The 8,359-nt window shown below is 35.5% G+C and carries 6 protein-coding genes; 5 read left to right on the top strand and 1 reads right to left on the bottom strand.

The window, feature by feature from the left end:
- Window positions 1–122: 122 nt before the first annotated feature.
- Window positions 123–821 (bottom strand): BMP family protein, encoded by a 699-nt coding sequence (locus tag ACEN31_RS10420; protein ID WP_407109370.1) that lies wholly within the window; start codon window positions 819–821, stop codon window positions 123–125.
- Window positions 822–1,256: 435 nt separating this feature from the next.
- Here ACEN31_RS10420 and ACEN31_RS10415 point away from each other — a divergent pair, with 435 nt between their 5' ends.
- The 5 genes from ACEN31_RS10415 to ACEN31_RS10395 all read left to right on the top strand — a co-directional run bounded on the left by ACEN31_RS10415 (window position 1,257) and on the right by ACEN31_RS10395 (window position 8,219).
- Complete coding sequence (locus tag ACEN31_RS10415; protein WP_407109369.1) at window positions 1,257–2,981, top strand: septation ring formation regulator EzrA; 1,725 nt, start codon at window positions 1,257–1,259, stop codon at window positions 2,979–2,981.
- A 169-nt stretch (window positions 2,982–3,150) separates the two neighbouring features.
- Complete coding sequence (locus ACEN31_RS10410) at window positions 3,151–4,293, top strand: cysteine desulfurase family protein (protein WP_407109368.1); 1,143 nt, start codon at window positions 3,151–3,153, stop codon at window positions 4,291–4,293.
- Window positions 4,294–4,305: 12 nt separating this feature from the next.
- Window positions 4,306–5,523 carry a tRNA uracil 4-sulfurtransferase ThiI gene (gene thiI / locus ACEN31_RS10405; protein WP_407109367.1) on the top strand — a complete coding sequence of 406 codons (1,218 nt, stop codon included), beginning with the start codon at window positions 4,306–4,308 and terminating at the stop codon, window positions 5,521–5,523.
- An 80-nt stretch (window positions 5,524–5,603) separates the two neighbouring features.
- Complete coding sequence (locus tag ACEN31_RS10400; protein WP_138403618.1) at window positions 5,604–6,098, top strand: redoxin family protein; 495 nt, start codon at window positions 5,604–5,606, stop codon at window positions 6,096–6,098.
- 198 nt (window positions 6,099–6,296) lie between these two features.
- Window positions 6,297–8,219 carry a fructose-1,6-bisphosphatase gene (locus ACEN31_RS10395; protein ID WP_138403617.1) on the top strand — a complete coding sequence of 641 codons (1,923 nt, stop codon included), beginning with the start codon at window positions 6,297–6,299 and terminating at the stop codon, window positions 8,217–8,219.
- The last annotated feature ends 140 nt before the right edge of the window (window positions 8,220–8,359 follow it).

The raw sequence follows: 8,359 nt of genomic DNA, 5'->3' as shown, positions 1-8,359 counted from the left end.
ACGCGCTTATGGGCGTTCTATTTGTGTGTTCAATGTTAGAGAAATGAGTAAAAATGGCTGTTAATTGAATTTATTTATTTTCTTAATCTCATTTATAATTCCTCAACGTAAAATGGGTAAATTCAAATTACTAAGTCTTTAGCTTCTGAGAATACACCGTTACCAGTAGGGCCTGAAGCATGGAAGATGACGTCAATATCATTCGAATACATCGTCGCAGCAATTGTACGACCAATTGATGGATCGGTAAAACTTCCTGCATATTGAATTTCGATATCAATAGAATCGTCGACGGCTTGAACACCCGCAACGAAGCCGGCTTCAAACTTATCAATAACAACGCCCTCAACACCGCCAACGAATCCAACTTTATTCGTTTGAGTCGTAGTCGCTGCAGCTACACCAGCAAGAAAAGCAGCTTCTTCATCGGCGAAGTTTAAAGAAGCAACGTTTGGTAAGTCAACGACTGAATCGACCATACCGAAGTATTGATCAGGATATTGTTCTGCAGTTTCCTGAACAGCTGGCTGTAATTTGTAGCCAATGGCAAAGATAATATCGATATTGTTTTGAGCAGCTAGATTTAGGTTTGTAATGTAATCAGCTTCAGTATCTGATTGGAAATAAGAAAAGCCATTCAAACCTTGTTCTTTGCTGTGTTCTTCACCCCAACGTTGCATGCCTTCCCAGGCACCTTGGTTGAAGGATTTATCATCAATACCTCCAACGTCCGTGACCATCCCGATTCTAAAATCATCCTGGGCTTGAACACTTACAGTGGAGAGCATAAGTAAACTTGAGAAAAGTAATAAAGATTTCATTTATTTACCCAACCTTTCAAATATAATAAATATAGTATAGCATGTTTCTATAATAGAATTAGTATTTTTAATATAATAAATCGAATTTCAGTAATTTATTGAATTATTTACATATATAGTGATAATTTATAATCATTTCTGTTATTATAGTAAGTGTATGGGTGTACTATAGAACAATTTGACAGGTTTGGAATGATTTATATATACAAGTAGTATGATGACAAGTAAATATCTTGTCTATATTAGTACAGAAATAAGGTTGATTTAGATAAAAAGATGGAACATCGAGAACATAAACGATGTCATTAACGCTAATGCCTTTATTTATCTAGATAAATACTTTAATTAATGACTTGTAAATGCTATAATCTAGATTGACAATTTATGTAGTAAATTTAAAACACATATATATACTGATTGATGAGGAGCGAGACAATGAATTTAACCTTTACTGATATTTTATTTATCATCGTTATCCTCTTTCTTGTTGCATCGGGGGTTATTTTTTATCTAAGAACGCAGCGTGCGAAAGAGATTCGAGAACTAGAGAATCGTAAAGACGAGATGATGAGCATTTCAATTGCTGATCAGTTGTTTACGTTAAAGAATATGGACTTAGCGGGCCAAACGAAACGTAAATACGAAAGCCTTGTAGCAACTTGGCAAACTCTAACAAACTTCCAATTTACTGAAATTGAAGCGATGTTAGTTGGTGCTGAGCAATACAGCGAACAAATGAACTTAATGAAGGCTAAGACAGCTTTAGACGAAGCACGTGACTTACTTGATGAAACAGAAGTCCAAGTACACGATTTACATGATGAGTTAACGGCTTTACTAAAGATTAGTGAAGATAATCATGAACGTAATGAAGCACTACTTGAACGATACAACACTGCTCGTAAAAGTATTATGAATCATTCATTTGACTATGGACCAGCCATTGAAACGTTAGAGAAAAACTTACAATATTTAGAGTTAAACTTTACTCGTTACAATGAATTAACAACAGCGGGCGATCATATTGAAGCGGATGATATGTTAGATACAATAGAAGCAGACTTAAGTAGCTTAGAAGACATTCTTGAGAAACTACCTTCAATGTATAACAAGATTAAGAAAGATTACGAAGATGCTTTAGAAGATATTCTTGATGGACACCAAAAAATGCTTGAAAGTCACTTTAACTTCGAAGGCGTGGACGTTCCTGAGAAAGCAGAAGAAATTCAAGAAAAACTGAACGAAGCGAAAAATCACATTAAAAATGCCGACTTAGTTGACGCGCAAACATTAATGGATAAAGCAGACCGTGAAATTAATTCATTATATGACTTTATGGAAGCTGAAATTGAAGCGAAGAATTATGTGAATACACATATTAATCAATTGCGCACGCGTTTCGAAGAAGTAAGAGAAAATAATCGTTATGCAGGGATTGAAGTAGACCGCATCGCGCAAAGTTATATCTTACACGAGAACGAAGTTGATCAAATCGGTGAATTAACTGAACAAATTAACGCAGAGTATGGACGTTTTACTGACACTGCCGGAACGATTGAATCCGATGGTGCAGTCTTTACTCAAGTTGCAGAACAATTAAGTCGTATTGAAAAGAATTTAAATGAATACGATAGCAAGCAACAAAAAATCGTTAAAGATTTAGGACAACTTAATGCACGCGAGCGTGAAGCGAAAACAAACTTAGATTCATATGAACTTGATTTACGTAACATGAAGCGACGCTTAGAGAAGCAACATTTACCAGGTTTAAGTTCTAATTACTATGAGATATTCTACAAAGTGACAGACGAGATTGAATATTTATCTAAACAACTAAATCGTGTTCGCATTGATATGGTTGAAATTGAAGGCTTAGAGAAACAATTAGCTGAAAACTTAAATAAATTAGATGAATTAACTGAGTCTACTGTCGATAGTGCAACACTAACTGAATATATGATTCAACATAGTAACCGATTCCGCTTTGACTATCCTGAGATGGATCAAGCCATTCATGAAGCAGAATACTTATTCTATGATGAATTCCGCTACGACGAAGCTTTAAATGTCATTGAAAAAGCTTTATACCGTGTTGACCGTGAAGGTCCGACTCAAGTTAGACGTATGTATCAACAAGAAAAACAAAATCGCGTATTCTAAACAATACAATAACCTTTGAATTTTGACTTTTAGTCGATTCAAAGGTTATTTTTTTATGTTTAGGAAATATTATATATACACTGACATCTAATCAAAGCTATGTTATAATGTTTGATGCTGTTTTTAGAATAATTTTATAGATAAGAAAAATTGTAGAAGGAGAAATGCCATGTATTATTTCGATAATAGTGCAACAACAAAGCCGACACCTGAGATTCTGAATATATATCAGAAAGTGTCATTAAATTACTTTGGAAATCCCTCAAGTGCACATAAACTTGGAGAAGAAGCTAAAGCATTAATGACATCCGCACGCAAACAAATTGCTGCGATATTAGGCTTTGAAAGCAATGAGATTTACTTTGCTTCAAGTGGGACTGAAGTGAATAACTGGGTCATGCAACCGATCTTAAAAGCAATTAAACAAATTCATCCCAATAGAAATAAAGTATTAATCTCTTCGATTGAGCATCCAGCTACAATGAAACAAATTCCACTATTAGAATCATTGGGTTACCAAGTGGAGCTGATAAACGTTGATGGCAACGGACAGATTGACTTGGCTCACTTTGAATCTTTACTAGATAATGAAGTTCTACTAGTGTCAGTCATGGGCGTAAACAATGAAGTTGGAGCGATTCAACCTGTTAAAGAAATCGCAACTTTATTGCAGAAATTCCCACAAGTGATTTGGCATATGGACGGCGTTCAGACCATCACTTCGCAAATCGCATTGCTGCGTGAGCCACGCATTGACATGATTACTTTATCAAGTCATAAATTCCATTCAGTACGCGGAGTAGGTATACTAGCCCAACGTCAACGCGTTCCTAATATGCCTTTACTTCATGGTGGTGGGCAAGAGACTGGTCGACGCAGTAGTACTGAGAATTTAGCGGGAATCGTTGCGACAAGTCGAGCGCTAAGAAAAATGAATGAAACCCAAGCGGATACAAAAGAAAGATTAGAAACTTACCGCGGTAGAATCATTGAAACTTTAAAAAATCTTGATTGGCAAGTATTTGCTGAGGCAACTGGTAGTGAGCATATTGTCTGTGCAGCCTTAGCACCCGTTCCGGGCGAAGTGTTATTACATGCCTTAGAAGCACATGATGTTTTTGTATCAACGACAAGTGCATGTGCAAGTCGCTCACATCAAGAACACGCGACGTTAAAAGCCATGAATATACCTGATGAGATTAGTAAATCAGCGATCAGACTGAGTATGGCACATACAACAACAGATAAAGACGTTGATTATTTACTTACAACCTTAGAACAAGTAACCGAACAATTTAAGAATTACGCCTAAAGGGGAGTTATAATGGAAGAAAAACAAATTAAAATTCATTACGGAGAATTATCGACAAAAGGTAAAAACCGTAAAATGTTCCAACAGAAGATGGCGGAACAAATTAGACATAAGACAAAATATATTGAACGTATTAAAATTTATCCAAACCGTGATTTTATGTTTATTAAATGGGAACAAGCAAGTTACGAAGAGCTCATTGAAGTATTAAAAGATATCCCAGGAATTTCACGTTTTGAACCAGTTTATCCTGTCGCAAAAGACATGGATGCAATTAAAAGAAGAGCTTTAGAATTATTTAGTGAATTGAATATTCAAGACGGTGAATCCTTTAAAGTAGTGGCTAAACGATCAGATAAAGAATTTGAACTTGATACCTACGCAATTCAACGTGAAGTCGGAGATGTTATCGGGGAAGCCTATCAAAACTTAGCCGTTAAGATGACACGACCAACCTATAAACTGACAGTGAGTATCCACCTTAAAGATGAAGCTTACTTAAGTTTATTATCCTACCCAGGACTACAAGGGATGCCATACGGTTCAAGTGGGCGCGGTATGTTAATGTTATCGGGTGGCTTTGATTCACCCATTGCAGGGTATTTAATGATGCGCCGTGGGATGGAGATTGAAGCCGTTCACTTCAGTAGTCCACCGTATACAAGTCCACAAGCTTTAGAAAAAGCGAAAAAATTAACCGCTAAATTAGCACACTTTGGAATGCCAATTAAGTTCCACAACGTCCCATTTGCTAAAATCCAAGAAGAAATCAAAGCGCATGTACCGGACAGCGAATCCATGACTGTAATGAGACGCTTTATGTTGCGAATCATGGATCAACTCATTGAACAAAATAATGCGGACGCAATTGTTAACGGGGAATCTTTAGGACAAGTCGCTTCTCAAACAATTAAGAGTATGCGTGTCATCAATGAAGTGACATCAACCCCGATCTTCAGACCATTAATTGCGACAGATAAAAACGAAATCATCGCCTTAGCTGAGAAGATCGATACCTTTGATATTTCAAATGAACCTTATGAAGATTGCTGTACAGTATTTGCACCAACAGCGCCTCATACGAAACCAAAACAAGAAAAAATTGAAGACTATGAACTTGCTCTAGATGTCGAAGCCTTAGTAAAAGATGCCGTTGAGAATACACACATCGAAAAAATCGATGAAGATTATATAAAAAACCAAGAAGCTGATTTTGCAAACTTACTGTAATAGGCAATCAGAATCTTTGAAGTATTCACTTGCAAGCGATATAATAACTATAGTATTAAAATATGAAAGGGAGTTATATCATGCAAGTAACATTTAAAGGCGATCCAATCGAAGTTAAGGGTACTCAACCTTCAGTAGGGGACAAAGCACCTAACGCAACAGTTACTAACAACAAAGGTGACAAAGTAGAATTAGCAGATGTCATTAAAGGCAATGTAACAATTCTAAGTGTTGTACCTGATGTATTAACTCGTACATGTGAATTACAAACTAAGAACTTTGCTGAGAAAACAGCTGACAAAGGTTATAAATACATTACACTAGGTCGTAATACAGTGGATGAATTTAATGAGTGGAATAAAGAAAACGAACTTAATGTTGATACTTATACGGATGCTGATGGAGAATTCGGTAAAGCGTATGGTTTAGATATTGAATTAGGTGGAGACGTTCGTACAACGCGTTCTGTATTTGTTGTAGATAAAGATGGAGTCATCCAATACAAACAAATCGTCGACGAGGTTGCTGACGAACCTGATTATGACTCAGCTTTAGAAGCTGCAGATAAACTATAATATAAGTTATATCCCAAAATACAATGACTAATTAACCGCCCAAATATTATTTTGGGCGGTTATTTTTGCTTTTAGCTATATTTTTGGCATGTAGAAGTAATATTAGACAAACATTTAGAAGGAATAAAATAAAATTATAATAAATCTAAAGCCTTTTTGTAGAAAATGTACTATTATATGTTAAAGGGGTGATTAGGAATGAATAATAAATATTATGCACTTTTAAAGGAGAAATTTCCGACTAAGGAAAGTGTACTAACAGAAATTATTAATTTAGAAGCAATTATGCAATTACCTAAAGGGACTGAGCACTTTGTGAGTGACTTGCACGGTGAGTATGTCGCTTTTAACCACGTTATGCGTAACGGTTCAGGGAGTATTAAGGAAAAGGTAGCAAGCTGCTTTAAAGACCGTGATAATGTAGATATTGACGATTTAAGCGTATTAATCTATTACCCAACAGGCAAGATAACATTGGAAGAGAATCGTTTAAATAGCGAAGAGATTATTCATTGGTATCGTAAACAAATTCATTTATTAATTGAAGTAACTTTATTCTCAAGTACAAAATATACTCGTTCGAAAGTGAGAAAGACGTTAGACTCACAGTACCGTTATATTATTGATGAATTACTTTCAGAATCGAATCCAGTTTCAAATAAAGAAGATTACTTTGATACAATTATTGATAAAGTCATTGAATTAGGACAAGCGAAACCATTAATCCGTTCTTTATGTATTGCGATCCAACATTTAGTCGTTGATCATTTACACGTTGTTGGAGACATTTATGATCGAGGACCCGCACCAGATAAGATTATTGACCGTTTAATGGCCGTGCCAAGTATTGATATCCAATGGGGGAACCATGATATTATTTGGATGGCAGCGATGGCAGGTTCACTTGTTTCAATTATGAATGTGATTCGTATCTCATCTCGTTACAATAATTTAGATGTCATTGAAGAGTCATATGGAATTAACATTAGACCATTAATTGAGTATGCAGATAAATACTATGAGCCTATCGATAAATTCAATCCTAGACTGAGCGATATCAATGAAGTTTCTGAATTAGAATATCGAATTTTAAATATTATCCAACAAGCAACAAGTATTCTTCAATTGAAACTAGAGGGACAACTGTATACTAGACGTCCTGATTTTATGATGGAAAATCGTGACATGTTGAGTGCCATTAATCCAGAAAAAGAAACAATTAAGATTGAAGGAAAAGAGTATGCTTTAAGTAACTTCCATGCACCAACAGTAAACTGGGATAATCCTAATGAGCTAACAGAGGAAGAAGAAGCATTACTTGAGAAGCTAAAAGATTCATTCTTAGGAAGTGAAAAACTTAGACGCCACATTAACTTCTTATTGGATAATGGAGGAATGTATTTAGTTTACAATAACAACCTACTTATTCATGGTGGAATTCCAATGCATGAAAATGGCGACTTTAAATCATTACGTATTGATAATATGTCTTATGCTGGAAAAGAGTTACTCGATTTCTTTGAAACTCATGTCTACAAAGCTTTCATTAATAGAGAAGTTTCAGATGATTTCTCAACGGATATTATGTGGTATTTATGGTGCGGAGATTCGTCTTCCCTATTTGGAAAAGGTGCGATGAAGACATTTGAACGTTATTACGTCGAAGATAAGGAAACGCATAAAGAACCTAAGAACCCGTACTACCAATTAAGAAATAATGAGATTAATTGTTTAGATATTTTACATGAATTTGGGCTGGATAAGACAGCACATATTATTAATGGTCATACACCCGTCAAAGCAAAAGACGGCGAGAGCCCAATTAAAGGAAATGGTCGCTTGATTGTAATTGATGGAGGTTTCTCAAAACCTTATCATTCACAAACTGGTATTGCCGGTTATACTTTATTATCAAACAGTTGGGGAATGCAGTTAGTAGCTCACCAACCATTTGATTCGATTGATGATGCGGTGATGAATAAGAAAGATATCGTATCAGTTAAACGTTTGGTTGATCGTGTAGAAGACCGAACAAGAGTTAAAGAGACAACCGTTGGCGAAAGACTTCAAAAAGAGATTGCTGATTTAGAGGAACTCTTTAAAAATTACGAGCGTTATTAATTAGAACTCTTTATTTTGGTTCTTGAATTTTTGGTGTTGGTGAGAGAAATCTCACTGACACCTTTTTTTGTATGTACACAAAAAGCCAGTGAATTCCTATATAATAAAGTTACCACACATTACTAAAAGGAGAATTCACT

The organism is Ruoffia sp. FAM 26255, from assembly GCF_045528525.1.
GTDB lineage: Bacteria > Bacillota > Bacilli > Lactobacillales > Aerococcaceae > Ruoffia > Ruoffia tabacinasalis.
Note: the sequence above shows the minus strand (reverse complement) of the source record. Positions and strands in the feature narration are given on the sequence as shown.